We start from the raw sequence: 26404 nt of genomic DNA on the forward strand, positions 1-26404 counted from the left end.
GGTGAATGCGCAACTAGATTGATTTTGAGTAACTTCCTGATTTAAAACGATTGTTTCGGATAAGTCAATTCATATTGACAAGGAATGAACAAAAGACGCCGCAGGCCCTGCCTTGACGGCACTGCCTGCGGCGTCTTGCGCCCCTTTCTGGAAATGCCTTGCCGCCGCTATGGCGCCAGGCAGGCATCGATGGCCAGGCCCAGCCTGTCGACGATTTCATCGACATGGCGGGCGTCGATGATGTAGGGCGGCGCCAGCAGGATGTGGTCGCCGTGCAGGCCGTCGATGGTGCCGCCCATCGGGTAGCACATCAGTCCCGCCTGCATGGCTTGCGTCTTGATGCGCGCGTGCAGGCGCCGGGCCGGCTCGAACGGCCGCTTGCCGGTCCGTTCCTGCACCAGTTCCAGGCCCAGGAACAGGCCGCGGCCGCGGATGTCGCCCACGTGCGGGTGCTCGCCGAAGCGCTGGCGCAGGCGTTCTTGCAGCAGCTGGCCCATGGCGCGCACATTGTCCAGTAAATCGCGGTCCTCGATCTGTTGCTGCACGGCCAGCGCGGCGGCGCAGGCGGTGGCGTGGCCGATGTAGGTGTGGCCGTGCTGGAAGAAACCCGTGCCGGCGCGCAGGGTGTCGCGGATGGCGTGCGACACCAGCACGGCGCCGATGGGCTGGTAGCCGGCGCCCAGGCCCTTGGCGACGCAGATCAGGTCGGCCGTCACGCCTTCCTGCTCGCAGGCGAACAGGCTGCCCGTGCGGCCCATGCCGCACATGACTTCATCGAGGATCAGGAGGATGCCGTGGCGCTGGCAAATGTCGCGCATGCGCTGGAAGTAGCCGTGTACTGCGGGCAGGGCGCCGGCCGTGGCGCCGACCACGGGTTCGGCGATGAAGGCCATGACGTTCTCCGCGCCCAGCGCGGCGATATTGTCTTCCAGCTCCCGGCCCAGGCGCGCCACGTAGTCGCCGTCGGTCTCCTGCGCTTGCTGGTCGCGGTACGCATAGCACGGCGAGACGTGGGTGACGCCGATCAGCAACGGTTCGAATTGCTGGCGGCGCCAGGCGTTGCCGCCCGTGGCCAGCGCGCCCAGCGTGTTGCCGTGATAGCTCTGGCGGCGCGCGATGACGTGGCGTCGTTGCGGCTGCCCCTGTTCGACAAAATACTGGCGCGCCATTTTGAGCGCGCTTTCCACCGCTTCCGAGCCGCCCGAGACAAAGTAGACGCTGTCGATGCCGGCCGGCGCCCTGGCGACGAGGAAATCGGCCAGCTGTTCCATCGGCTCGCTGGTGAAAAACGCGCTGTGCGCATACGCCATGGTTGCAACCTGGTGTTGCACGGCCGCGATCACGGCCGCATCCGAATGGCCGAGGCAGGAGACGGCCGCGCCGCCGCAGGCGTCGAGATAGCGCTTGCCGCCGGCGTCGATCAGGTAGGGGCCGTCGCCGCCCACGGCGAGGGGATAGCTGGTATTCAGGCTGCGGTGGAAGACATGGCTCATGGCATCGCTTTCTTATCGGAAAGGGGAGAGGGCGATTATAGGATGTGCCACGCCGCATTGCAACGTTTGATGTTTTTGTCTTTAATTTACATCATCTGGTGTTTTATGCGCTTGCGCATACGCACCCAGCGCCCGCAGCTGGGCCTCGGCGGCGCCGATGGCGTGCACGGCGTCGTGACCCGCGCGCGCCACCAGCAGCTCGGCCAGGCTTTCCACGGCGGCGATGCCGGCCACGATGGAGGGGAAGAATGAGGGGCTGTCGACGGCGATGACGATGCTGGCGTCGGCCTGCATGGCCAGCGGCGACATGGCGCTGTCGCTGATGGCGACCACCGTGCAGCCGGCCTGGCGCGTCGCCTGCGCCACCAGCAGCGCTTCGCTCGAATACGGCGCGAAGCTGACGACGACCACCGCTTCGCCGGCCTGCAGGGCGCGCAGGTCCATTTCCAGCGTGCCGCCCTGGCCGCTCAGCAACTGCACGCTGGGGCGCAGCAAACGGTACAGGTAATGCAGGGTGTAGGCGATGGGATGGGCGGCGCGGAAGCCGGCCACGTGCACGCGCGACGCCGCCTGCAGCAGGCCGGCGGCCGCATCCAGGGCGGCATGGTTGGCGCTTTCCGTGGCGGCCAGGTTGCGCTGCTGCGCGGCAAATACCTCGGCGACCAGGTCGCCTTCCTTGCCGGCCAGCGCGTTTGCCTTTTCCGCATAGCCGCCGGAGCCGGCGCGCAGGCGCTCGACAAAGATGGCTTTCAGTTCTGGCCAGCCGGCAAAGCCCAGCTGCTGCGCCAGGCGCACCAGGGCGGCCGACTGCACCTGGGCGCGCGTGGCGATGCTGCGCATCGACGACACGGCCACCTCGTCGGGGTGGTCGGCCAGGTAGCGCGCGCCCGCCTGGAATTGCGGACTCAGTTCCGCAAAGCGCGCCTTGATCAGGGCCATCAGTGCCGCATAGGGGTCGTGGGGTGTCGCTGCCTGCATCGCCGTGCCTCAAGTCAATAGGGTGCGCCGATGGTACAGGATTCGTCAGCGCGCCGGTAGCGGCAAGCCCTGCGCCCGGGCGCCCGTGCGGGGGCGCAGGCGGGCGAACAGGTGCGGCCCGGCCGGACGCCGGCGCGGCCCCGTCGTCAGCACGCGCAAGGCTGTGGACAGGGGCACGTCATGGCAATGCAGGAACAGGGCGGCGGCGCCCGTGCCGGCCATTTCCTGCAAGGCCAGCGCATGCTCGACCAGTGCCGCCGTGCGCATGTCGAGCCGTCCGGGTATGTCGGGCTGAAATAATTGTGCATCGACGTGCCGTACATCGCGCATGTTGTCCCCGCCGGGTTCGATAATCGAACTGACAGCATAAAAGTCCCCGGCGGCATCATCTTGTGCCAAATCAATTCCTATGGCGAAGAGATTCCACAAGGCAAAAAAACGCCAACCGTTGCCGGCTGGCGCTGAAAACCCTCGCAAGGAAGAAAAATGATGAATTTCAACGACGTTTCGACGCCTGACAAAACCATCGCGAGCGGCAGCGAGGTGCGGCCGGGAAGCGCGGCGGCATTTTAGTGTCGCGAGCATCGCCGGGCGCAAAGCGCGCCGCGCAGCCGATCTGCTCAGGTGTCCACTAGTAGCTCCAGCGCAAGGACAAGCCTACGACCTTGTCATAGCGGCGCACATCGCGCACATATTCCGGCGAGTCGTGGTAGTCGTGGTAGGTCGAGTCGAGCAGGTTGTTGGCGTCCAGGGTCACCGTGGTGTTCGGGTTGATCTTGTACGAGATCGACGCGTCCAGGGTTTTCGTCGGCGCCACGGTCAGGTGGATGCCCTTGCCGCGGTAGTTGTAGTCATCGACATACTTGTCGCGCCAGCTGTAGGCCAGGCGCGCCGACCATGGACCCTGCTCGTACAGGCCGACGATGTTGGCCGACCACTTCGACATGCCCGTGAACGGGTGCGCGCTGCCGTCGATCTCTTCCAGTTCGCCCGTCATGTAGGTGGCGTTCGCCTGCAGGCCCAGGCCGCTCATCCAGCCCGGCAGCTTGTCGTAGAACTGCTGGTATGCCATCTCCATGCCCTGCAGATGGCCCTTCGACGTGTTGCGCGGACGCGTGATGTCGTATTCGATGCCGCCATACGTTTCCTTGGCCGAACCGGACAGGATGTAGTTCTTGAAGTTGTGGCGGAACACGGTGGCCGTGACGGAGCCCGTCTGCGCGAAATACCATTCCAGCGCCGCATCGAGGTTCTTGCCTTCCACCGGTTTCAGATCCGGGTTGCCGCCGCCGCCGGTCGGGCGCACCATGTCCAGGCTCTGGCTCAGGGTCACGCCCGGATTGAAGTCGGCGAAGTTGGCGCGCTGGATGGCCTTGCCTGCCGTGATGCGGCCGATCAGGTCCTGGCGCAGCATGGCTTTCAGGGTCATGCTGGGCAGGACATCCGTGTCGGAAGTCTGCACGCGCACGGGCGAGATGACGCCGTTTTGCGAGGAATTGCCCTGCAAGTCCTGCTTGGTCTGCACCACGCGCACGCCGAGCGTGCCATCGACGGGCACCTGGCCCAGGTCGAAGCCGATGCGCGCCTTGCCATAGATGGCGTTGGTTTTTTCCACGTCCTGGAAGTGCGTCAGCGGATCGTCCGGGCTGCGTGCGCTGCTGCCCGTGAATAACTGGCGCAGGGCGACCGTGTTATTGAGCATGAAGTCGCGGCACGGCGTGATCCAGCTTTGCAGGCCGAAATTGCCCGTGTTGTCGTGCGAGGTGCACGCCAGGCCGGGAATGGCGTCGGCAGTCATGGTCGACGTCAGGCCGCCCTGCACGTTCTTTTCGCGGATCGATTCGGCCTTGCGCCTGGCCACGCGCACGCCGGCCGAGAATTCGCGGAAGAAGGCCGCGCTCTCCATGTCGTAGGTGACGTCGCCGCGCCAGTCGGTGGAACTGCCCTCGTCGTGGCTGTGGTTATCGTAGAAGCCGAGCAGGGTGTAGTTCTTCGGATCGGCCATGTTGTAGCCGGGGTAGCTGATCTGCGCACCGCCGTTCACGTTCGTGCTGCCGATGACGCTGGCCGGATGCGCGAGGAAGTCGAGGATGGGGAATTCGCGCTCGAAGTTGCTCACCGTGCGCGCCAGTTCCGTGGTGGCGCGCAGCTGCGGCGTGATGTCCCAGCGCGCGCCGATGGCGCCCTGCGAACCGATCGAACGGTCGCGCCGCGCCTGCGTCGAGCCGAGCGTGAATGGCGACCAAGGGCCGTCGATCTTGCCCACCGTGGCTGCCTGGTTGGTGCCGGGGATCAGCGTGATGTCCGGGTCCTGGCCCCAGGGCAGCGAGCCGACGAAGAACTGGCTGTCGAATGCGTGCTTGATCAGCGTCGACATGCCTTCCGCATACACTTCCACCTGCGAGTTCGGGCGCCACTGGAAGGCGGCATTCGCCGCGTAGCGCTTGCGGTCGCCCACGGTGGGGATCATGCCGACGGAATCGGGGCCCGTGATGTTGCCCGCTTCCGGGCGCTTGACCGGTTCGGCGTTCCAGATCGTCTCGTCATAGTATTTGCTGCGCTGGTAGGACAGGCCGAGCAGGGCGCCGAATTCGCCGTACGGGGTTTTCCAGCGGTTCGAGACCATGCCGCTGACGTTCGGGTCCGTCGAGCCGGACTTGTCGCGGTGCTCGGCGCGCACATTGCCCGATGCCGTGAAGCCCTTGAAGTCGAACGGGCGGTTGGTGCGCACGTCGATGACGCCGGCCGTGCCGCCTTCGACCATGTCGGCGCCCTGCGACTTGTAGACGTCCACGCGCTGCAGCATGGCCGTCGGAATGTCGGCCAGGTACAGGCTGCGGCCCACCGAGGTAAACATCTCGCGGCCATTCAGCAGCGTCACCACGCCGGGCAGGCCGCGGATGATGACGGAACCGGCTTCGCCGCCTTCGCGGCGGATCTGCACGCCCGTCACGCGGCCGAGGATTTCGGCCACGTTCTTGTCGGGGAATTTGCCGATTTCATCGGCGACGATGGAGTCGACCACCTGGTCGTTGTTCTTCTTGATCGTCTGCGCGCTTTGGGCGGCGCGGCGTACGCCCGTGACGGCGACGACGGCGATGCCGGCATTGTCGGCTGCCGCCTGCGCGGGTGCCGCCGCTGCCGTCTCTGCCGCTTCTGTCGCCGGGGTCGCCACGGCTAGCGCCTGCTGCGCCCAGACGGAAGCACTGCTCAGCAGGCCGGCGCCGGCCAGCGCGGCCACCGTGGCCTTCAGGGTCAAGCGTGTGTTTTGCCGGGGCGTGGGAATGCCCGCTGCTATCAATCTGTCCATCTTGTCTCCACCTGTATTTTAGTTATGTTGAAAACGCTGCGGCAGCCGCCGCCAGAGCTGAAACGTGCTCGAGAATCATGGTAGGGGGAATGACTTTGCCCCACAAATCACTTCTTTTTCGATTCCCATACCAATTCCGGTATCCCTGCCGCATCCGCGCGCCCTGGCGCCAGGTGCCTGGCTTGGTCATGGCGGCGCGTGTCTGCCGCTGCGCGTTGCAAAGCCTCCACAGGCGGGATAAATGAGTTGGTGTCGTGCGCGGGATGCCGCGCCGAGGTGGCGCTGCAGCGGCGCTGCAGACTGGTGGCGACGGATGCGCGGGGACGAAAAAAAAGGCGGCTCGCAGGCCGCCCTTGTGCGCAACGAAGTCGCGCTTACGCTTCGGCGACGCGCTTGGCGATGTGCGCCAGCGCTTCTTCCACCTGGTCGATCAGGATCAGGCACAGATCGCCGTCGTTCAAGCGCGCCAGGGCCTTGTCGATGGCGACGAACTCGCCGTTGATTTCATCGATATGGCTGGTGCGCGTGGCGCCGTTCAGGCCCTGGCGCAGCAGTGCCACGACTTCGCCGTCGGCGCGGCCGCGCTGGCACTGGTCCTGGTACAGCAGGACGTCGTCGAACGCGGCGCCGAGGATTTCCGTCTGCTGGCGGATGTCTTCGTCGCGGCGGTCGCCGGCGCCGCTGATGACGACAAGGCGGCGCTTGGCCGGCATGCTTTCGACGGCCTGCACCAGCGCCAGGATGGCGTCCGGATTGTGGCCGTAGTCGGCGATCAGCGTGGCTCCACGATAATCGAAGACGTTGAAGCGGCCCGGCGCGTTGTCGGCTTCATTGGCAAAGGTTTTCAGGCCCAGCGCGATGGTTTTCCAGTCCAGGCCCACGGCCCAGGCGGCGGCCAGCGAGGCCATGACGTTGTCGACCTGGAAGCCGATGGCGCCATTGCGCGTGATCGGCACCTGCGACAGGGCGATCTCGTGGCGTTCCTGGCCCTGCGCCGCGACCAGCTTGCCGTCTTCCACGTACACCACGCGGTTGCCTTGCGCGCGGTGCGTGGCCATCACGGGGTGCGTCTTGTCGGCGGCGAAGAAGGTCACCGTGCCGCTGCAGTTCTTGGCCATGCGCGCGACGGCGGGGTCGGTGGCATTCAGCACGGCGACGCCGCTGTCGGCCACGTTCTGCACGATCACGCGTTTCAATACCGCCAGGTCTTCCACGGTGGTGATGTAGTTCAGGCCCAGGTGGTCGCCGGCGCCGATGTTGGTCACCACGGCGACCTGGCAGCGGTCGAAGGCCAGGCCTTCGCGCAGCATGCCGCCGCGCGCCGTCTCGAACACGGCCGCGTCCACGTCCGGGTGCAGCAGCACGTTGCGCGCGCTGCGCGGGCCGCTGCAGTCGCCGCTGTCGATCTGGCGGCCTTCGATGTACACGCCGTCCGTATTCGTCATGCCGGTGCGCAGGCCGGACGTCGTCAGCAGGTGGGCGATCAGGCGCACGGTGGTGGTCTTGCCGTTCGTACCCGTGACGGCGACGACGGGGATGCGGCCATCGTCGCCTTCGGCGAACATGGCGGCGATGATGGCTTCGCCCACGGGGCGCGGCTTGCCGAACGACGGCGCCAGGTGCATGCGCAAGCCCGGCGCGGCATTGACTTCCACGATGCCGCCGTTCTGTTCTTCCAGCGGCTTCAAGACGCTGTCGGAAACCACGTCCACGCCGCAGATATCGAGGCCCACCATGTGCGCGGCCGCGACGGCGCGCGCCGCCACTTCCGGGTGCACGTCGACGGTGACGTCGGTGGCCGAGCCGCCCGTCGACAGGTTGGCGTTATTGCGCAGGATCACGCGCTGGCCCACCGGCGGCACCGAGTCGGCCACATAGCCTTGCTTGGCCAGGCTGGCCAGGGCGATATCGTCGAAGCGGATCTTCGTCAGCGAGGTGGCGTGGCCGCTGCCGCGGCGCGGGTCGAGGTTGACCTGGTCGACCAGTTCGCGCACCGTGTGCTGGCCGTCGCCCACCACTTGCGGCGGGTCGCGGCGGGCTGCCGCCACCATCTTGTTGCCAATGACGAGCAAACGGAAATCATGGCCCGGCAGGTAGCGCTCGACGAGGATGTCGTCGCGGAATTCCTGTGCAGCGATGAAGCCGGCCGTCAGCTGTTCGCGCGTGGTGATGTTGACGGTGACGCCCTTGCCCTGGTTGCCATCCTTGGGTTTCACGACGACGGGCAGGCCGATGTCGCAGGCGGCCGCCCAGGCGTCGTCCGCGTCGACGACGACGCGGCCTTGCGGCACGGGCACGCCGGCCGAATCGAGCAGTTTCTTCGTCAGTTCCTTGTCTTGCGCGATGGCTTCGGCGATGGCGCTGGTGCCGTCCATTTCGGCGGCCTGGATCTTGCGCTGCTTGCTGCCCCAGCCGAATGTCACCAGGCTGCCTTCTGTCAGGCGGCGGAACGGGATGTTGCGGGCCACGGCGGCGTTGACGATGGCGCCAGTCGATGGACCGAGGCGCACGTCTTCATCGAGTTCCTGCAACTGGTGCAGGGCGCCGGCCAGGTCGAACGGCGCGTCCTCCAGCGCGGCGTGGCACAGCTGCTGCGCCAGCTCCAGGGCCAGACGGCCCACGGCTTCTTCCGAGTATTCGACGACGACCTGGAAGATGCCCGTTTCCAGGGTCGGCGTGGTGCGGCTGAAGGTGACGGGGCAGCCGGCTTGCGCCTGCAGGCCCAGCGCCGCCAGTTCCAGCACCTGCGCCATCGGCGCGGCGTTGTAATTGCCCAGCGGTTGCAGCGGGCTCAGTTGCGGAAAGCGCGCACGCAGGCGGGCTTCGAAGCCGGGCAGCTGGGCGATGTCGAGTTCCTGCGTGGTGCAGGAAACAATGGCTTCCACGGCGGTGTCGTGGCTCCAGAGGTTAGGGCCCCGCAAGGCCCGTACGCGAGATACTTCCATAATTAAACCGTAATCCTGTTGTGTTCTTGTGGGCCCGGCCGAAGCCGGACTTTTACGTCAAATTAAACCGTAGCGAGCGGATGGGATTTGTGGCCGAGAAGCGGAGCTGTGCGGATGCACAGTGAGCATCGGCGGCCGCAAATCGCGACGCGCAGTAGGTTTGGTTTGACGTCTCTGGTTTTCAGTTCCCGATGCAGCCGGGGGCCGCGTCGAAGGTGCGCAAGCCGGCGCAAATCAGTTCGACCGGCAGGTTCAGGGACCAGGCGGCGGCGGCCACGGCCAGCACGCTGTCGACGTTGCCGGCGGTGGCCGGTTTCAGCAGGTCCAGGCACAGCAGCACGGTTTCGATCGCGCCTTCGGCCAGCACGATGTGGTTGCCGCGCACGAAAGCGGCGCGCTGGCCAGCTGCCAGCTGCGCCGCGATCGCGGGCAGGCTGCCATCCTGCGCGTACAGCGTCACGGTGCCGTCGCACAGCTCGGCCAGTTCCAGCACTTGCGGGTGCGCCGCGTTGAGCACGGCCACGCCGGTCGGCACGACCACGTCGACCTGGCTGCGCACGACCTTGTACAGGCCGGCTTCGTCCAGCACGTCGAAATCCTTCACGCTATCGAGGCTGCCCATGTCCGTGACGATGCCGATCTGGCACTTGTCATAGGCCAGGCCTTCGGCCAGGATCATGCGCGGATTGCTCTCGAACAGGGCGGTCTGCACTGTGCGGTTGAGCAGCAGGCGCTGACCCGCATCCCAGTTCACGCAATCGCTGCTGACGACGCGGCGCTGGTCCAGGTACATGCCTTCGCTGCAGACGGCGCCCGTGTGCAGGCCCGACAGGTTGAGCAGCTTGCACAGCATGCGCACGATCAGGCTGGCACCGCGCGTGCCCGTCACGCCGATCAGCGGAATGCGGCCCGTTTCCTCGGCCGCGAACAGGTGGTCGACGATGGCCGCGCCGACAGGGCGCGGCTGGCCCACGCCCGGCTTGATGTGCGCCAGCAGGCCAGGGCTGGCATTGACTTCGATGATGGCGCCGCGCTGCTCTTCCAGCGGACGCGTGATGTCGGTGGTGACCAGGTCGATGCCGGCGATATCGAGGCCGACGACGCGCGCGGCCAGCAGGGCCGCATGCACGACGGATGGATGCACGTCGTCGGTGACGTCGATGGCCACGTTGCCGTTCGGCTGGATCAGCACTTTCTGGCCTGCCTGCGGCACGGACAGGGCGGTCATGCCCTGGCGCTGCAGTTCCAGCACGATTTCGCCCGATTCATGCGGCTTGACGGTGCCCAGCGGGAAGTCTTCGCCCTCGCCGCGGCGCGGATCGATATTGATCTGCGCGTTCACCAGTTCGAGCACGCTGGAGACGCCATCGCCATCGACCCACAGCGATTCGCCCTTGGCGGCGGCGATCAGCTTGTTGCCGACGACGAGCAAACGGTGTTCGTCGCCCGTGATGAAGCTTTCCACCAGCACGGCCGAGCTGTCGCCCTTGCGCGCGGCCAGTTCGTAGGCCGCCTTCACGTCGGCTTCCGTCATCAGGTTCAGCGAGACGCCGCGGCCATGGTTGCCGTCATACGGTTTCACGACGACGGGCACGCCGATATCCTGCGCTTCTTCCCAGGCCGCCTCGGCGCTGCGCACCAGGCTGCCTTCGGGCACGCGCACGCCGCACGATTTGAGCAGGAATTTGGTCAAGTCCTTGTCGCTGGCGATGCCTTCGGCAATCGCGCTGGTGCGGTCCGTTTCGGCCGTCCAGATGCGGCGCTGCGCGGCGCCGTGGCCCAGTTGCACCAGGTTGCCGTCGTTCAGGCGCAGCGAAGGGATGCGGCGCTCGGTGGCGGCATCGACGATGCTGGCCGTGCTCGGACCGAGGCAGCGCGCGTCGACCATGTCGCGCAGCGGCGCCAGGGCCGCTTCCAGGTCGAACGCTTCATCGTTGATGGCGGCCATCAGCATGGTGCGCGCGGTGGCCAGGGCGGCGCGGCCGACCTGTTCTTCGCGCGTGCGGAAGGCCATCTTGTAGACGCCGCGCTGGCTGGTCGAACGCGTCTGGCCGAAGCCCGTGCGCATGCCGGCCAGGTTTTGCAGCTCCAGCACCACGTGCTCGAGGATGTGGGCCGACCACGTGCCTTCGCGCAGGCGCTCGAAAAAGCCGCCCCGTTCGCCCACGCCGCAGCGGTGCTCGATCATGCCGGGCAGCCATGCCACCAGCCGTTCGTACAGGCCGGGCAGGGTGTTCGATGGGTAGTCTTCCAGTTCGCCGATGTCGACCCAGGCTTCAATCACCGGGCGGTAAGTCCAGATGTTGGGGCCGCGCAAGTGGGTGACGCGGGCAAATTCGATGTTCTTCTTCTTGATCATGTAAGTGGTTTCTTGATAACAAGCCAGGCGTCTGGGCGCCAGATACTTTATGTTGGCTCTACAGAGACTTTTCAGGCTCGTGCTTGGTTCTTTATCCCGGGTATGCGCAGTGTGCCACTTTTAGTGGCCTCTTGTCGCGTTTGCTGCTCGTATTCTGCTGGTGTTGTCATTCTAATTGTTACTAATTGTTGCCATACTTGTTATAAAGATACCGACTCTGGTCAAAGCTGGAGCATTTGCGCAACAGCGAGCTGTTGTATACTTGCCCATTACCCGGGCCGCGTTGCAAAAGCGCCGCGCCTGCCCGGCACTTCCTGCGACTGACTGGCGTTTTTTTGATGCGTTTTGCTATCCATTCCTTACCGGCATGCATCCATTCGATACAATACAGGAAATTGCCACTGGTGCATCCACCCCGCCATCGCGCAGTACACAAACATTGATCGGGCGTCTGCCCCATCCCCCAAATCCCGCCCCCGAAGGGCTTGGCCTCGAGCCGGAGTATGCTTTACGATGACAACTGAACTGAGTGTTCCTGCAACAACTATTCCCCTCACAGCGCTGCCGGAACACTGGCTGGCGGAAGTGGAAAGCAACCTTTCTCCAGGGGAGAACGTTTTAAGTAGCGTTGAGGTTGACCTCGATGCGCGATTACGTTTCACAAAAGGCATAATTGTTGTCACCGAGAAGCGTCTGCTGGCCCGTTCCCCCGGGGAAACCGCGTGGAAAAGCTGGTCTTTCCGCCCCGGACTGCGCCTGACGCACCACGACCACGCCGGTGTCGGCCACCTGGAACTGTTCGACGACCATGGCCGCCTGGCGTCCTGGCGTTTCACCCTGGGCCAGAATCTGCATGCGATCCGCGTGCTGGAGCAGTTCGTCGAGCGCCTCGACAGTCACCTGACGGGCCAGCCCGTGCTGGAAGCGGAGCAGGAAGTGTGCCCCAGCTGCAAGGCGCCGCTGGAGCCGGAGCAGGAAGAATGCCCGATCTGCGCCAAGGTGCTGCACACGCCGCCGTCGACGTGGACCCTGTTCCGCCTGTGGCGCTTCGCCCATCCCTACCGTGGCCAGCTGGCGCTGGGCTTCCTGTTGATGCTGCTGAGCACCGCCGCGCACATGATTCCGCCCTACCTGACGGCGCCGCTGATGGACAATGTGCTGATTCCATATCAAAACGGCAAGCACATCGATCCGTGGCTGGTGGTGTATTACATGAGCGGCTTGCTCGGTTCGGCCCTGCTGGCCTGGCTGCTGGGCTGGGGCAAGACGTATGTGCTGGCGCTGGTGTCCGAGCGCATGGGCGCCGACCTGCGCTCGGCCACGTATGAACACCTGATGAAGCTGTCGCTGGAATTTTTCGGCGGCAAGCGCACGGGCGACCTGATGGCGCGCATCGGCAGCGGCAGCGACCGCATCTGCGTCTTCCTCTCGCTGCACCTGCTCGATTTCGCTTCCGACGTGCTGATGATCATCATGACGGGCGTGATCCTGTGGTCGATGAACCCCTGGCTGGCCATCATGACCCTGGCGCCGCTGCCCTTCATCGCCTGGATGATCCACCTGGTGCGCGACCGTCTGCGCACGGGCTTTGAAAAGATCGACCGCGTGTGGAGCGAAGTGACCAACGTGCTGGCCGATACGATTCCCGGCATCCGCGTGGTGAAGGCGTTTGCGCAGGAGAAACGCGAAGCGGCCCGCTTCCGCGATGCCAACGCGCACAACCTGGCCGTCAACGACAAATTGAACAAGGTCTGGTCGCTGTTCTCGCCGACCGTCTCGTTCCTGACGGAGATGGGTTTATTGGTCATCTGGTGCTTCGGCATCTGGCAGCTGTCGCGCGGCGAAATCACCGTCGGCGTGCTGACCGCCTTCATCGCCTACAGCACGCGCTTCTATGGCCGCCTTGATTCCATGAGCCGCATCGTCTCCGTGACGCAGAAGTCGGCCTCCGCCGCCAAGCGCATCTTCGACATCCTCGACCACGTGTCGAGCGTGCCGGAGCCGGCGCAACCGGTCAAGCTGGAGAAGATCGAAGGCCGCATCGACTTGCGCGAAGTCGGTTTCCGCTATGGCAACCGCGCCGTCAACCGCGGCATCACCCTGAACATCAAGGCCGGCGAGATGATCGGCCTGGTGGGCCACAGCGGCTCCGGCAAGAGTACCCTGGTCAACCTGATCTGCCGCTTCTACGACGTCTCGGAGGGGGCCATTTTGCTCGACGGCGTAGACATCCGCTCGTTCGCCGTCTCCGACTACCGCCGCAATATCGGCCTGGTGCTGCAGGAGCCGTTCCTGTTCTTCGGCACCATTGCGGAAAATATCGCCTATGGCAAGCCGCATGCGACGCGCCAGGACATCATCGCCGCCGCGCGCGCCGCGCATGCCCACGAATTCATCCTGCGACTGCCGCAAGGCTATGATTCGATGGTGGGCGAGCGTGGCCAGGGCCTGTCCGGCGGCGAACGCCAGCGCATCTCGATCGCCCGTGCGCTCTTGATCGACCCGCGCATCCTGATCATGGATGAGGCGACATCGTCGGTCGACTCGGAAACGGAAAAAGAGATCCAGAAGGCGCTGGACAACCTGGTGCAGGGCCGCACGACGATCGCCATCGCGCACAGGCTGTCGACCCTGCACCGCGCCGACCGCCTGGTGGTGCTGGACCGTGGCCAGGTCGTCGAAGTGGGCAGTCACGACGAGCTGATGGCGAAAGAGGGCGCCTATTTCCGCCTCTACGAAGCACAGGCGCGCAACAACGAACTCGCCCTGGATGACAAGGAATAAGCATGGCCAGTACACACTTTACATTACGCCGCGACAGCTTCGGCAAGCTGGTGATGACGGCCGGGGACGGCCAGGAACACGAGGGCGTGGCGCCCGTGCGCGCCTTCCCCATCCAGTCGCCGGACGAGGGCATTTCGCTGGTGCTGGGCAATGGCAAGGAAGTGGCGTGGATCGACCGCCTCGACGCCTTGCCCGAGCCGACGCGCAGCCTGCTGCAGGAAGAGCTGGAAGGGCGCGAATTCATGCCCGAGATCGCGCGCGTGAAAAGCGTTTCCAGCTTCGCCACGCCGTGCACCTGGTACGTCGACACGGATCGCGGCGAGACGCAGTTCGTGCTGAAGGGGGAGGAAGACATCCGCCGCATCGGCGCCGCGTCGCTGCTGATCGCCGACAACCACGGCATCCACTTTTTGATACGCGACATGTTCAATATCGACAAGACGACGCGCAAGATCCTCGACCGCTTCCTGTAAGCGGCTGCGGATGAAAAACGGCGCCTGCATGGGAATGCAGGCGCCGTTTTTTTATTGGAACGCCACCTCGGCGAAGCTGCGCAGCTTGCGGCTGTGCAGCCGGTCCACGCCCTGGCGGCGCAGCAGTTCCACGGCGCGGATGCCGATGCGCAAATGCTGGTCGACGCGCTCGCGGTAGAAGTGGTTGGCCATGCCGGGCAGCTTGATTTCGCCGTGCAGCGGCTTGTCGCTGACGCACAGCAGGGTGCCGTAGGGGACGCGGAAGCGGAAACCGTTGGCGGCAATCGTCGCGCTTTCCATGTCCAGCGCGATGGCGCGGCTCTGGCTGAAGCGGCGCTCGGGCGTGCGCTGCGGCAGCAGTTCCCAGTTGCGGTTGTCGGTGCTGGCCACGGTCCCGGTGCGCATGATGTGTTTCAGGTCATGCCCGGTCAGCTGCGTGATCTCGGCCACCGCCGTTTGCAGCGCCTGCTGGATTTCCGCCAGCGGCGGGATCGGCACCCACAGCGGCAAGTCTTCGTCGAGCACGTGGTCTTCGCGCACATAGGCATGCGCCAGCACGTAGTCGCCCAGGCTTTGCGTGGTGCGCAGCCCGGCGCAGTGGCCGAGCATCAGCCAGGCGTGCGGACGCAGCACGGCGATATGGTCGGTGATGGTCTTGGCGTTGGCCGGTCCCACGCCGATATTGACCATGGTGATGCCGCTGCCGTCGGCGCGCAGCAGGTGGTAGGCGGGCATCTGCGGCAGGCGCGGCGGCGCGGCGCCCAGCAGGTCGTCGCTTTCGATGGCCAGGCCCACGCGGCGCGTGATCACGTTGCCCGGTTCGACGAAGGCGATGTAGCCGTCGTCGTCCGATGGCGCGGCATCGTCGGGCGCGCGCTCCATCATGGCGTGGCCGAGGCGGATGAACTCGTCGATGTAGAACTGGTAATTGGTAAACAGGACGAAGTTCTGGAAGTGCTGCGGCGAAGTGCCGCTGTAGTGGCGCAGGCGCTGCAGCGAATAATCGACGCGCGGTCCCGTAAACAGCGACAGCGGCTGCGCTTCGCCATGCGCCGGTTCGTGCGTGCCGTTGGCGATGCCGTCGTCCATGGCCGACAGGTCGGGCAGGTCGAACAGGTCGCGCATGGCCACGCGGCGGCCCGCATCCATGTTGCCTTCGATATGGTCATGTTCGGCGAACGAGAAATGCACGGGTATCGGCTGCGCGCTGACGCCCACTTCCAGGTGCACTTTCTGGCCGCGGTTATGGTTTTTCAGCAGCAGGGTAAACTGGTCCAGGTAGTAGTCGCCGAACAGGTCGGGGCGCGTCAGGGTGGTTTCAAACACGCCGGGGCCGGCGACGAAACCGTAGGCCAGCGGCGAGTCGGCGCGCGCCACCGTTTCCGTCTGGATGCGCACGAACGGGTAGCAGGCGCGCACGCGCTCGTGCATGTCCTCGCCGGCGACGAAGCGTTGCAGCGCATCGCGCAAGTGTTCGATGCTGCTGCGGTAAATGGCTTGCACCTGCGCCAGCGCCTGGCGTGGATCGTCGAAGCGGGCGGAGGCAATGAAGGGGGGCGTAAGCAAGCGAGTTCTCCTGTGAGGTTCGTGCATACCATTGTAAGGCAGCAAGGCAACTCTTGTTTGCCCCGTTTTCGCCGGACGGCAGCGCTTGACGAATTCAAATAGAATCTGTATTCTATTTGGTATGGTCAGACTAGCCAAATTCAACGAAAACAATTTCATCGACAGCGCGATCGCCGTCGCCGCCCAGTGCGGCGTGGGCGCCGTGTCGATGGCCGCCATCGCCGTCAAGGCCGGCGCGCCCATCGGTTCCGTGTATCACCGCTTCGATTCGCGCAATGCCATCCTGGCGCGCGCCTGGCTGCGCGTGAAAAGCGACTTCCGCGAGGAGGTGGCCAGCCGCTGGCTCGGCGGCGACACCTGGGCCGGCGTGCACGGCTTGCTCGACTGGTGCCGGCGCAAGCCCGTGTACGCGCGCTTCCTGCTGCAATGCGCGGACAGCCCCGATTTCAACGGCGGCCTCAGCGAGGAGCTGGCGGCCGCCCTGGAAGAGGAACAGGCGGCGCTCGACGCCTGCTTCGCGCGCTGCGCCGAAGCCATGCCCGGCAGCACCGAGCTGGATCTCGATCACATGCTGCTCAAATTCGTGCTGATCGACGCTCCCGTGGCCGTCGTCAAGCCCTACCTGACCCAGGAGCGGCCGATACCGGCCAGCGTCGACGCCATGCTGCGCGCCTCGCACGATGCCGTGCGCGGCTGGGCATTACACACCACCACACACTGAAAAAGAAAAATCTCCATGCGCTATTCCACCCAGCTTGAACACGGCAAGAAAATCCCCCTGCACGACGAAGAAGGCTTCGCCGGCATGCGCGCGGCCGGCCGCATCGCCGCCGACACGCTCGACTACATCACGCCCTTCGTCAAGCCAGGCATCTCGACGGCCAAGCTCGACGCCTTGTGCGAGGAATTCATGCGCGCCGCCGGCGCCATTCCCGCCACCATCGATTACCACGGCTACAAGCACGCCAGCTGCATTTCCGTCAACCACGTCGTCACGCATGGCATTCCGTCCGAGACGAAGATCCTGAAAGTGGGCGACATCCTCAACATCGACGTCACGCCGAAGTTCAACGAGTGGCACGGCGACACCAGCCGCACCTTCAAGGTGGGCGCCGTTTCCATCCTGGCCAACCGCCTCGTCAACACGGCGTATGAATCGATGATGGCCGGCATCAATACCGTGCGCCCTGGCGCCACGCTGGGCGACGTCGGCGCCGCCATCGAGGCGGTGGCCAAGGCGCAGGGTTTTTCCTCGGTGCGCGACTTCTGCGGCCACGGCCTGGGCAAGGTCTTCCACGACGCGCCGCAGGTGCTGCACTACGGCCGCGCCGGCACGGGCATCGTGCTCGAGCCGGGCATGATCTTCACCATCGAGCCGATGCTCAACGTGGGCAGCTACCAGGTCAAGGTCTTGCCCGACAAGTGGACGACGGTGACGAAAGACCGCTCGCTGTCGGCGCAGTTCGAACATTCGCTGGCCGTGACGGAAACGGGTTTTGAAATCTTCACCTTGACCGGCTTGCCGGATCCGCTGGTCTGACATGGATGCGGCGCGCCGGCAGCAGTTGACCGAGATCGTCGCCGCCAGGGCCGGCGTGGACGCGGCCTGCGCGGCGCGCCACCTGGCGCTGCACGATTACGAGGTGGCGGCCGCCCTGCGCGCCATCGATGCCGAGCGCTACACGCTGACGCAGCGCCTGCTGGTTAAATATGGGCGCGATCCCGAAGACGCCTTGCAGCACGTGGCGCTGGCCGTCCTGCAGCATGCGCAGATCGGCACGGACAGCGTGCTGCGCGCCGCGCGCATCGCGGCCCTGGCGCCGGAAGTCGTTTGCGTGGTGAGCCTGGCCGAGTGGCTGGCCTACGTGGACTGGGAAGGCTTCGACAGCGCCCTGTACGCGAATATCGAGGCCGTGGCGGCGCTGATCGCCGGCGAGCTGCAGCTGCCCGACGTCGCCGCCAACCTGCTGCAGGCGCGTGACGAAAGCGTGTTCGAGGCGCGGCGCCCCGCGCTGGCCGCCACCTTGATCGCGTTCATCGAACGCCACATCGCGCAGTTTCCCTGAGGGCCGGCGCTTTGCCGCCGGCGCGGCAGGTCTTACAATGGCGGCAGCACTGTTGCCCCATTTTGAAGACTTCCCCCATGAGCGATTTTCCCGACGATATTTATACCGAGCCGTCCGCCGACGTGCATACCCTGAACAACCTCGGTCCCCTGACCGGCATGGCCGGCATCTGGACGGGTACGCGCGGCCTGGACGTCAAGCCGAAGGCCGACGGCCCGCGCAAGCAGGCCTTCGTCGAGCGCATCGAACTGCAGCCGATCGATCCCGTCACCAACGGCCCGCAGCTGTTCTATGGCTTGCGCTACTACATCCACATCACCAAGCCGGACCAGGTCAAAACCTACCATGAGCAGGTGGGCTACTGGCTGTGGGAGCCGGCCACGGGCGCCGTGATCCAGACCCTGGCCATCCCGCGCGGCCAGATCGCCATGGCATCGGGCACGACGACGGCGGACGCCACCAGTTTCGAGCTGGTCGCCAGGCGCGAGTCGACGGCCTACGGCATCTGCTCGAACCCCTTCCTCGAACACGCGTTCACGACCGTCGAATACCGCATCAAGGTCGACATCCACGCCGACGGCAGCTGGGGCTATGACGAAGACACGGTCATGCTGATCCGCGGCAAGGACGAACCGTTCCACCACACGGACCGCAACCTGCTGACGAAGATCGGCGAGCCGACGCCGAATCCGATGGCGCTGCAGGCGCTGGCGGCAGCCGCAGCGTAAGCGTCACAAGCGGCGGCTCCTGCCGCCGTTCTGTTCCCAGTGGTAGCGCGCCGCGCGCGCCACTTCCCGGTCGCGGTCATCGCAGCCGCTCAGTTCCTCGAGTATTTCCAGCGGCATGCTCTTGTTATGCGCCACCCAGCATCGGCGGAAGCGATCACTATGGCTGTCCCTGCGCGACGGCCTTGATCGCGCGCTCCTCGCCCATGGCGGCGGCGATCTTCCAGCGCTGCATGGCGCTGGCGCGGTCCGGGCGTTTCAGGCCCGCGCCTTCCCAATCCATCAATCCCAGGTTGTAGATATCGCCGGCGCTGCCCTTGTCGGCGGCCAGCGTGAACCATTTGCGCGCTTCCTTGTGGTTGACGGGGATGGGCTGGCCGCGCACGTGGTACAGGCCCAGCACATGCATGGCTTGCAGATTGCCCTTGTGCGCCGCCTGTTTCAGCAGGTCGATGCCGCGCTGTACGTTGCGCGGCTCTTGCCAGCCTTCGGCCAGCATCACGCCTTTCGCCGCCAGCGCGTAGCTGTCGCCCTTCACCAGTCCCTTGCCGACCAGTGGCTTGGCGGCCACCTGGCGCGCCTGGCGCTGCTGCGCCGTCGGCGCGGTGGCGGGGCCGGGTTGGCCTTCGCCCATCAGCAGCATCCAGCCGTACAGGCCATACGCATTCGCATCGCCCTTGCCGACGAGGCTATCGAGCATGGCCAGCGCCTGCACCTTGTCGCCATTGTCGTACAGCTTGAGCGCCTTCGGCATGCTGGCTTCCTGCGGCGGGACGGCCGGCGCGTGCGGCGCCACGGGCGCCGAGGCCAGGGCCGTCGATTGCGGCACGGCAGCGGCGGGCACGCGCACGGGCAAGCCATAGCTGGCGGCCAGCACGGCCAGGCTGGCCGGCGCCAGTATCAGCACCTGGGCCAGCTGGTTGCGGCGGCCCTTGCCGGCGATGCGCATGGCCCGTTCGGCTTGCTGCTCGCCGCCCAGGGCCTCGCTGAGCACGGCCTTGACCTTGCGGTTGAACAGCCAGTAGCCGGCGCCTGCGATGACTAGCCCCGCCAGCGCCGCCATGCCGCGCCCGGCGAAGAACCAGGTGGCGATGGCGACGGCCAGCGCGGCCAGCGCGCTTTTCCACCAGAATTGCTTGGCCAGCCGCGTGTAGACCTGGCGCAGCGCACCGAGCACGCAGGTGCGCACATTGTTCGCATACTCGCTTGAGACGACGTCGACATGCGCGTGCTCCGTCTCGCCGCCGAGCACCGATTCGATCACGTCCGCATTCAGTTCCGAGGCGGCCACGTCGCGCAGCGGCGTCAATAAACCTTGCACGTGGGCCGAGAACAGGCCGTCGTCGGCGCTGCCGGCCAGCGCGTCGCTGAGCGCCTTGAGGTCGCCGCGCAGCAGCTTTTCCACGATGTCGTCGAGGGTCAGCCAGCGCAGGTCCGTGCCATACGCCACCAGGTGGTGTTTTTCCGCGTTGCACGCGGCATCGAGGCGCACGATGCGCAGCTTGCCCGCATACAGGGCGTCGACTTCCTGCGGCTGGTCTTCATTGTAAATGCTCACTTTCGCCAGGGCCACGCTGCTGGCGATCGCCGCCAGCGAGTGCACGCTTTCCTTGTCGCGGATGCGGCGCGCATCGTCGGGCGCCTGCTTGGGCAGGCTGACGCTGTAGCCGGGCGCCACGTGCACGTCGACCCAGGCCGCATTGCCCACCTTGCCGGAGCCGTCGCACGGATTGCAGCGCAAGTCGCCCACGCCGCTGCAGGTGCGGCAGGTGACGCTGCCGCTGGCGCGGCAAGTGCCGCAATTGACGTTGCCGGCGCCGTGGCAGGTGCTGCAACTGACCTTGCCATAGCTGCAATGGTAGCAGGAGCGGTATTCGGTGCGGTACTGCGGCCGCGTTTCGCTGTGGTAGCTGGTGTGCGAACTGCCGTTGCTGTAGGTGGTAGTGGGCACTTGCACCGTGATGTAATCGGTGACTTGCTCGGAGACGGTGCCGCTGCCGCTGCAATACGAGCACGACACCTTGCCGCTGCCGTAGCAGCCGTAGGCGTCGCAGCTGACGGTGCGCCCGCCGTGGCAGCTCCAGCACGTTTCCGTGGTCGCGCCGTGGCAGGTGTGGCAGCTGATGCGGCCCTTGCCATGGCAGTTGCTGCACGTGTCCAGGTGCCAGTGCTTGACGGCGTGCGGCAGATACAGTCCCGCCGCGACACCGTTGTAGGCCTGGGCCGCCTGGCGCAAGGCAGCGTCGAGCTTGCCCGCCGCGCGGCGCAGCCTGTCCTTCTCCTGCGCGTGAGCGAGTGCTCCCACCTCGTGCGGGCCGCAGCGGCAGTCGCTGCCCGACGGCGCGAAATAGCCATTGATGACGCGCTGCTCGAAGCGCGCCTCGAGCGCATAGTTCGCCTGCAGCGAGAATTCCTGCAACGCGTCTTCCTCGCCCAGCGGCGTGATGTCGTGCGGTTCGAAGCGCGTCTTTTCCTGCACCAGGGTGCGCAGCTTGCCCAGTACGGTGGGTGCTTCTTCCTTGTCCAGCTGGATGGGCGCCGCCGCCGTCACGGTCTCTGGCACTGCGGGCACGTCCAGGCTGCCGCCAGTGTCGCTGTCCGTATCGGTGGTTGGATTCATGCACGCATCCTTTTGCTCAGGAGAAAGATGTGGAGATTTTAGCATCCATGGCCTGGAAAGCATGCTGTTTAGTCCACGTTTTTCAGCGCATGCCGCGACGGAACTGGTCGGGCGTGCCGCCGCTCTGGCGGCGAAACATGGCGATGAAGGCCGAGGCCGTGCTATAGCCGAGTTCCAGCGCGATCGCCTGCACCGTGTCGCCCCGTTCCAGCAGCGGCAGCGCCGCCAGGAAGCGCTGGCGCTGGCGCCATTCGCCGAACGGCATGCCCAGCTCGCGCTGGCAGCGCCGGGCCAGGGTGCGCTCGGTCACGTGCAATTGCGCGGCCCACTCGGCCAGTGAGCGGTTACTGCCGGGGTCCGCCTGCAGGGCGGCCAGCAGCGCCGCGATGACGGGTTCGTCGCTGCCGGGCAGGTAGTTGCGGCTGCACGGCGCCAGCCGCAGCTGGTCGACCAGCACCTGCGCCAGCCGCTGGTCGGCGGCGCTGGCGGGCGTGGTGACGCCGCGCTCGGCAAAGTCGCCGAGGATGGCTTTCAGCAAAGGGCTGAGCACCAGCGCGCACGGCCGGGCCGGCAGCTGCGCGCACAGGCTGGCGTCGATGTAGGCGGAGTGAAAGCTCACATCCTGGCGGATATAGCCGTCGTGCAGGGTCTCGGGTGGTATCCATACGGCATACTGGGGTGGCGACAGGTAGCGCTGGCCCGCCACCATCATTTCCATCACGCCCGTGGAGCAATACGTGAGCTGGCCCCACGGATGGGTCTGATAACCGAACTGCTGGTGCGCGTGATAATCGTCGAGGCGAAAGTACACGGGATAGGGCAGGGCGTCGGAAACGGCGGGGAAATGCAGATTGGTGGCCATATTGTCCTGTTCTTCGCATGGATTGTCCGATATTCATTATATCCATGGAATCGGACCATGCGAAAATGGCGCTCATTGAAATCTGGAGTCCGCCGCATGAAAGCCAAGCATTACCTGTTTCCCGTGATCGCCGTGCTGATCTGGGCCATCAATACCATCGTCAGCAAGATGGCCGTCGGCGTGATCGATCCGGCCGCCATCTCCTTCTTCCGCTGGCTGCTGGCCGGCGTGCTGCTGGCGCTCGTGTTTGGCCGCGCCGTGTGGAAGCAGCGGGCCGTGGTGAAACCGTATCTGGGGAAATTGTTTGTGCTGGGTATGCTGGGCATGGTCATGTACCAGTGCCTCGCGTATATCGCGGCGCAGACGACGACGGCCACCAACATGGGCATCCTGGCCTCGCTGATGCCCTTGCTGGCCGTGGGACTGTCGGTGCTGCTGCTGGGCGAGGCAGCCACCGTGGGCGGCGTGTTTGGCGGCCTCGTGTCGCTGCTGGGGCTCGGCTACCTGCTCAGCCATGGCGACCCCGCCGCCCTCGTCGCGCATGGCGCGGCCGTCGGCGATGGCCTGATGCTGCTGGCCTGCCTGTCGTATGCCGGCTACGGCGTGCTGCTCAAGCGCTGGAAGATTCCGCTGAATAACTGGCATTCCTTGCTGATACAGGTGTGGTGCGCCGTGCCCGTGCTGTTCGTGTATTACCTGAGCCAGTCGGCACCGCCCGTCACCGGCGCCGGCTTGCCGCTGGTGCTGTTCGCCGGCATTCCCGCTTCCGTCATCGCGCCGTTCCTGTGGATGCATGGCCTGGCCAAGCTGGGACCCAGCCGCGCCACGACCCTGATGAACTTGCTGCCCGTGTTTACCGTCATCATCGCCATGCTGTTCCTCGGTGAAACCTTGCACAGCTATGATGTGATCGGCGGTGGCGTGACCCTGCTGGGCGTGGTGATGGTGCAATACCTGAAACGTCCGCTGCGCCGCGCGCAGGCGTGATTTTTTGCTATGCTGGCGTTTTCACCAAGGAGCGACCATGCCGAGCAAAGATGCCATCGATACCCTGCTGAGCGAACTGGAAGCGTTCGGCCATGCGAATGACGCCGCGCACACGGAACGCAGCCGGCGCATGCTCAATATCACGCGCGACACGGGCGAATTGCTGGCCGTGCTGATCCACGCGCGCGCTGCCCGCCGCGTGCTGGAAATCGGCACCTCGAACGGCTATTCCACCCTGTGGCTGGCGCGCGCGGCGCAGGCGCTGGGCGGCAGCGTCGTGACGGTGGAAAAGGCGCAGGACAAGTTCGACATGGCGCGCGCCAACTTCGAGCGCGCGCAATTGCAGGGCGTGATCGGCCAGCTGCTGGCCGATGCGGGCGAGGTGCTGCGCGATGCGGCCGACGGCGCCTACGATCTGATCTTCCTCGATTCCGCCCGCAGCCTGTACCAGCAATGGTGGCCGCAGCTGGACCGGGCCCTGGCCGCCGGCGGCGTGCTGGTGGTCGACAATGCCAGCTCGCATTATGCGGACATGGCGGACTTCCTGGACGGTATCCGCGCCGATGCCCGCTACACGAGTTGCCTGGCAAGCGTGGGCAAGGGCGAATTCATCGCCGTCAAGGCCGGCGCGTAGCCGGATGCCGGATCAGGCGGCGACGATGGCCGCTTCCAGCACGCGCACCAGCGATTCCACGCCCTGCACATCGACCTCGTCGAAGCGGCCCGTCAAAGGGCTGTCGAGGTCGAACACGCCGATGATGTGTTCTTGCGCAAACACGGGCACCACCAGTTCCGAGCGCGAATGGACGTCGCAGGCGATATGGCCGGGAAACGCGTGCACGTCGTGCACGACGATGGACTTGCCTTCGACCACGGTGGTGCCGCACACGCCGCGCCCCTTCTTGATGCGGATGCAGGCCGGCTTGCCCTGGAACGGCCCCAGCACCAGTTCATCGCCCTTCAGGAAATAGAAGCCGGCCCAGTTCAAGCCCGGCATGGTGTGGAAGACCAGTGCACTGAAGTTGGCCGTATTGGCGATGAAATCGCTCTCGCCCGCCAGCAGGCCTTGCAGCTGCGAGCGCAGGTCCGCATACATGGCTTGCTTGGCTGCGGGGGTATCGGTGGCGTAGGCGGCGTCGCTGATGGTAAACGTCATGATGGTGGCAGTGAAAAATGGGGAAGCCGCCATGGTAGCGCGTCTGGAGCCGCCGCGTGCGGGCCGTCACCTTTTCAGGTGGCTGGCCGCCAGCCGGCGCAGCACGGGCAGGGCGGCGTGGCCGCCATCGTCGCGCCAGGCCAGCCCGATGCCGGCCGCCAGTTCCTCGCCTTCCGCCAATTGCCGGTAGACCACGCCAGCCAGGCGCAGCGCGCGAAACGAGTCGGCCAGCAGGGCCATGCCCTTGCCGGCGGCCACGTCGCCCAGCAGCACATGGTGGTCGGGCGCCTCGCGCAGGAAGGCGGGCGCGAAGCCGTGGCGGCGGAACACGTGCTGGCAATGGTCGAAGAAGGCGGGCTGGCGCGCCCGTTCGAACCAGTAGACGGAGGCATGGGCAATGTCGGCCAGGCTGATTCTGCGTTTCTTCGCCAGGTGGTGTCCGGCGGGCAGGGCCAGCATCATGGGCTGGCGCGCCAGCGGCTGCACGGCCAGGTCGAACGTGGCGCTCGGCAGGGCGAGCAGCGCGGCGTCGAGCTGGCCCTTGCGCACGGCGGCCACCAGGCGCGGCGACGGCGCCGCCGTCAGTTCCAGGCGGATAGTTCCCAATTCTTGTTCCAGCGCCGCCAGCAGGGGGCGGAACAGGCCCGCTTCCACCGAGCTGGTCAGGCCCAGGCGCAGGCGGGCGGGCGCCGCGTCGCGCTGCAGCGACGCTTGCGCCGCGTCCAGCATGTCGAGGATGCGCAGCGCCTGCGGCAGCAGCGTGCGTCCCGCTGCCGTCAGGGCCACGCCCTGCGTGTCGCGTTCGAACAGGCGCGCCCCCAGCCTGTCTTCCAGCGCCTTGATGGCGCGCGACAGGGGCGGCTGGGTCATGTGCAGCTGCTCGGCCGCCTGGCGGAAATTCAGGCAGCGGGCGACGGCGCAAAACAGGTTCAAGGCATGGGTATCGAGGGCTCTCATACCTTAAAGGTATCACGAAATTGCTCATTCCTTCCCGGCCCGGCACGGTCCAGACTGGCTGCATTGACATGAGGGAGATGATGATGCAACTGCAACAACGACGGATAGGTAATAGCGGTTTGAGCAGCTCGGCACTTGGCCTGGGCTGCATGGGCATGTCGGAATTCTATGGCGCCACGGACGAGGCGCAATCGCTGGCCACGCTGGAAGCGGCGCTGGCGGCGGGCGTGACCCTGTTCGACACGGCCGACGCCTACGGTTTCGGCCACAACGAGCAATTGCTGGGACGCTTATTGCAGGGCCGGCGCGGGCAAGCCCTGGTGGCCACCAAGTGCGGCCTGGTGCGCGAGGCGGGCGGCTACGCGCGCCGCGTCGATAATTCGCCCGCCTACATCCGCCAGGCGTGCGAAGCGTCGCTGGCGCGCCTGGGCGTGGACGCCATCGACCTGTTCTATCTGCACCGGTTGAACCTGGAGACGCCGCTGGAAGCGTCGATGGGCGCGCTGGCGCAATTGCTGCAAGAGGGCAAGATCCGCGCCGTGGGCCTGTGCGAAGTGAGCGCCGCCACCCTGCTGCGCGCGGCAGCCATCTGCCCGGTGGCCGCCGTGCAGAGCGAATATTCGCTGTGGACGCGCGAACCGGAGCTGGGCGTGCTGGCCGCCTGCCGCCACGTGGGCGCCAGTTTCTTTGCCTACAGCCCGCTGGGCCGCGGTTTCCTGACGGGCACGATCACGGCGGCGGACAGCCTGGCCGCAGGCGACTTCCGCCAGTTCAATCCCCGCTTCGCCGCCGCCAACCTGGTGCACAACCAGGCCATCGCCGCCCTGGTCCAAGACATGGCGCGCGCCAAAGGCTGCACGCCGGCCCAGCTGGCGCTGGCCTGGCTGCTGGCGCAGGGGGACGACGTCATTCCCATTCCCGGCACCAAGCGTATCGCGTATCTGCAGGACAACCTTGGCGCGCTGGCCGTGGGCCTCGACGGGGCGGAACTGGCGGCCATGCATGCCGCCTTTCCGCACGGCATGGCGGCGGGCGCGCGCTACACGGACGAAGGCATGAAGGGCGTGGATGCCTGAGAAAAGTGGTCCGAGTGTACGCCAGCGTACTAAACGCCACCTTTTCC

20 protein-coding genes are annotated in these 26404 nt (G+C 65.8%); 9 read left to right on the plus strand and 11 right to left on the minus strand.

Annotated elements, in window-relative coordinates:
* Positions 1-167: 167 nt before the first annotated feature.
* The 6 genes from O0880_RS05350 to cphA (O0880_RS05375) all read right to left on the minus strand — a co-directional run bounded on the left by O0880_RS05350 (position 168) and on the right by cphA (O0880_RS05375) (position 11085).
* Complete coding sequence (locus O0880_RS05350; RefSeq protein ID WP_289885477.1) at positions 168-1493, minus strand: aspartate aminotransferase family protein; 1326 nt, start codon at positions 1491-1493, stop codon at positions 168-170.
* Positions 1494-1574: 81 nt separating this feature from the next.
* Positions 1575-2471, minus strand: a complete 897-nt coding sequence (locus O0880_RS05355) for a MurR/RpiR family transcriptional regulator (RefSeq protein ID WP_289885479.1) — start codon at positions 2469-2471, stop codon at positions 1575-1577.
* A 45-nt stretch (positions 2472-2516) separates the two neighbouring features.
* Positions 2517-2801, minus strand: a complete 285-nt coding sequence (locus O0880_RS05360) for a hypothetical protein (RefSeq protein WP_156894697.1) — start codon at positions 2799-2801, stop codon at positions 2517-2519.
* Between the two features lie 301 nt (positions 2802-3102).
* Positions 3103-5781 (minus strand): TonB-dependent receptor, encoded by a 2679-nt coding sequence (locus O0880_RS05365; RefSeq protein WP_289885480.1) that lies wholly within the window; start codon positions 5779-5781, stop codon positions 3103-3105.
* 374 nt (positions 5782-6155) lie between these two features.
* Positions 6156-8726 carry a cyanophycin synthetase gene (gene cphA / locus O0880_RS05370; protein WP_289885483.1) on the minus strand — a complete coding sequence of 857 codons (2571 nt, stop codon included), beginning with the start codon at positions 8724-8726 and terminating at the stop codon, positions 6156-6158.
* 181 nt (positions 8727-8907) lie between these two features.
* Positions 8908-11085: a cyanophycin synthetase gene (cphA, locus tag O0880_RS05375; RefSeq protein WP_289885484.1), complete on the minus strand. Its 2178-nt coding sequence runs from the start codon at positions 11083-11085 to the stop codon at positions 8908-8910.
* Between the two features lie 513 nt (positions 11086-11598).
* On the opposite strand from cphA (O0880_RS05375), the gene O0880_RS05380 reads away from it, so the two are divergent.
* Together O0880_RS05380 and O0880_RS05385 are read left to right on the plus strand one after the other, a co-directional pair.
* Positions 11599-13869 (plus strand): ABC transporter ATP-binding protein, encoded by a 2271-nt coding sequence (locus O0880_RS05380; RefSeq protein ID WP_083411659.1) that lies wholly within the window; start codon positions 11599-11601, stop codon positions 13867-13869.
* Between the two features lie 2 nt (positions 13870-13871).
* Positions 13872-14342, plus strand: coding sequence for a DUF1854 domain-containing protein (locus O0880_RS05385; protein ID WP_071322501.1), 471 nt, complete (start codon positions 13872-13874; stop codon positions 14340-14342).
* 51 nt (positions 14343-14393) lie between these two features.
* Here the strand turns inward: O0880_RS05385 and O0880_RS05390 are convergent, their stop codons facing one another.
* Complete coding sequence (locus tag O0880_RS05390; protein ID WP_232251057.1) at positions 14394-15908, minus strand: AMP nucleosidase; 1515 nt, start codon at positions 15906-15908, stop codon at positions 14394-14396.
* Positions 15909-16029: 121 nt separating this feature from the next.
* On the opposite strand from O0880_RS05390, the gene O0880_RS05395 reads away from it, so the two are divergent.
* The 4 genes from O0880_RS05395 to O0880_RS05410 all read left to right on the plus strand — a co-directional run bounded on the left by O0880_RS05395 (position 16030) and on the right by O0880_RS05410 (position 18702).
* The gene (locus O0880_RS05395) at positions 16030-16629 is read left to right on the plus strand and encodes a TetR/AcrR family transcriptional regulator (RefSeq protein WP_071322503.1); all 600 of its coding nucleotides are present in this window, start codon (positions 16030-16032) and stop codon (positions 16627-16629) included.
* Between the two features lie 15 nt (positions 16630-16644).
* Positions 16645-17448 carry a type I methionyl aminopeptidase gene (map, locus tag O0880_RS05400; protein WP_289885493.1) on the plus strand — a complete coding sequence of 268 codons (804 nt, stop codon included), beginning with the start codon at positions 16645-16647 and terminating at the stop codon, positions 17446-17448.
* Position 17449: 1 nt separating this feature from the next.
* The gene (locus O0880_RS05405; RefSeq protein WP_289885495.1) at positions 17450-17974 is read left to right on the plus strand and encodes a hypothetical protein; all 525 of its coding nucleotides are present in this window, start codon (positions 17450-17452) and stop codon (positions 17972-17974) included.
* A 77-nt stretch (positions 17975-18051) separates the two neighbouring features.
* Positions 18052-18702, plus strand: a complete 651-nt coding sequence (locus tag O0880_RS05410) for a heme-binding beta-barrel domain-containing protein (protein ID WP_071322506.1) — start codon at positions 18052-18054, stop codon at positions 18700-18702.
* A 157-nt stretch (positions 18703-18859) separates the two neighbouring features.
* On the opposite strand, the gene O0880_RS05415 is transcribed toward O0880_RS05410, so the two are convergent.
* Complete coding sequence (locus tag O0880_RS05415) at positions 18860-21319, minus strand: hypothetical protein (protein ID WP_289885497.1); 2460 nt, start codon at positions 21317-21319, stop codon at positions 18860-18862.
* A gap of 82 nt (positions 21320-21401) precedes the next feature.
* On the minus strand, positions 21402-22181 hold the full coding sequence (locus O0880_RS05420) for a helix-turn-helix transcriptional regulator (protein ID WP_289885498.1): 780 nt from the start codon (positions 22179-22181) through the stop codon (positions 21402-21404).
* Positions 22182-22277: 96 nt separating this feature from the next.
* Between O0880_RS05420 and O0880_RS05425 the strand changes: the two genes are divergently transcribed.
* Together O0880_RS05425 and O0880_RS05430 are read left to right on the plus strand one after the other, a co-directional pair.
* Positions 22278-23168, plus strand: a complete 891-nt coding sequence (locus O0880_RS05425; RefSeq protein ID WP_289885499.1) for a DMT family transporter — start codon at positions 22278-22280, stop codon at positions 23166-23168.
* A 37-nt stretch (positions 23169-23205) separates the two neighbouring features.
* Complete coding sequence (locus O0880_RS05430) at positions 23206-23802, plus strand: class I SAM-dependent methyltransferase (protein WP_289885500.1); 597 nt, start codon at positions 23206-23208, stop codon at positions 23800-23802.
* A 12-nt stretch (positions 23803-23814) separates the two neighbouring features.
* On the opposite strand, the gene O0880_RS05435 is transcribed toward O0880_RS05430, so the two are convergent.
* Together O0880_RS05435 and O0880_RS05440 are read right to left on the minus strand one after the other, a co-directional pair.
* Complete coding sequence (locus O0880_RS05435) at positions 23815-24324, minus strand: GAF domain-containing protein (RefSeq protein ID WP_289887292.1); 510 nt, start codon at positions 24322-24324, stop codon at positions 23815-23817.
* A gap of 66 nt (positions 24325-24390) precedes the next feature.
* Entirely contained in the window at positions 24391-25281 is an 891-nt protein-coding gene (locus tag O0880_RS05440) for a LysR family transcriptional regulator (RefSeq protein WP_289885502.1), read from the minus strand.
* 83 nt (positions 25282-25364) lie between these two features.
* On the opposite strand from O0880_RS05440, the gene O0880_RS05445 reads away from it, so the two are divergent.
* A complete protein-coding gene (locus tag O0880_RS05445; RefSeq protein WP_289887293.1) occupies positions 25365-26357 on the plus strand; it encodes an aldo/keto reductase in 993 nt (330 codons plus the stop codon).
* The last annotated feature ends 47 nt before the right edge of the window (positions 26358-26404 follow it).

The organism is Janthinobacterium sp. SUN118 (genome assembly GCF_030397695.1).
Classification (GTDB): domain Bacteria; phylum Pseudomonadota; class Gammaproteobacteria; order Burkholderiales; family Burkholderiaceae_D; genus Janthinobacterium.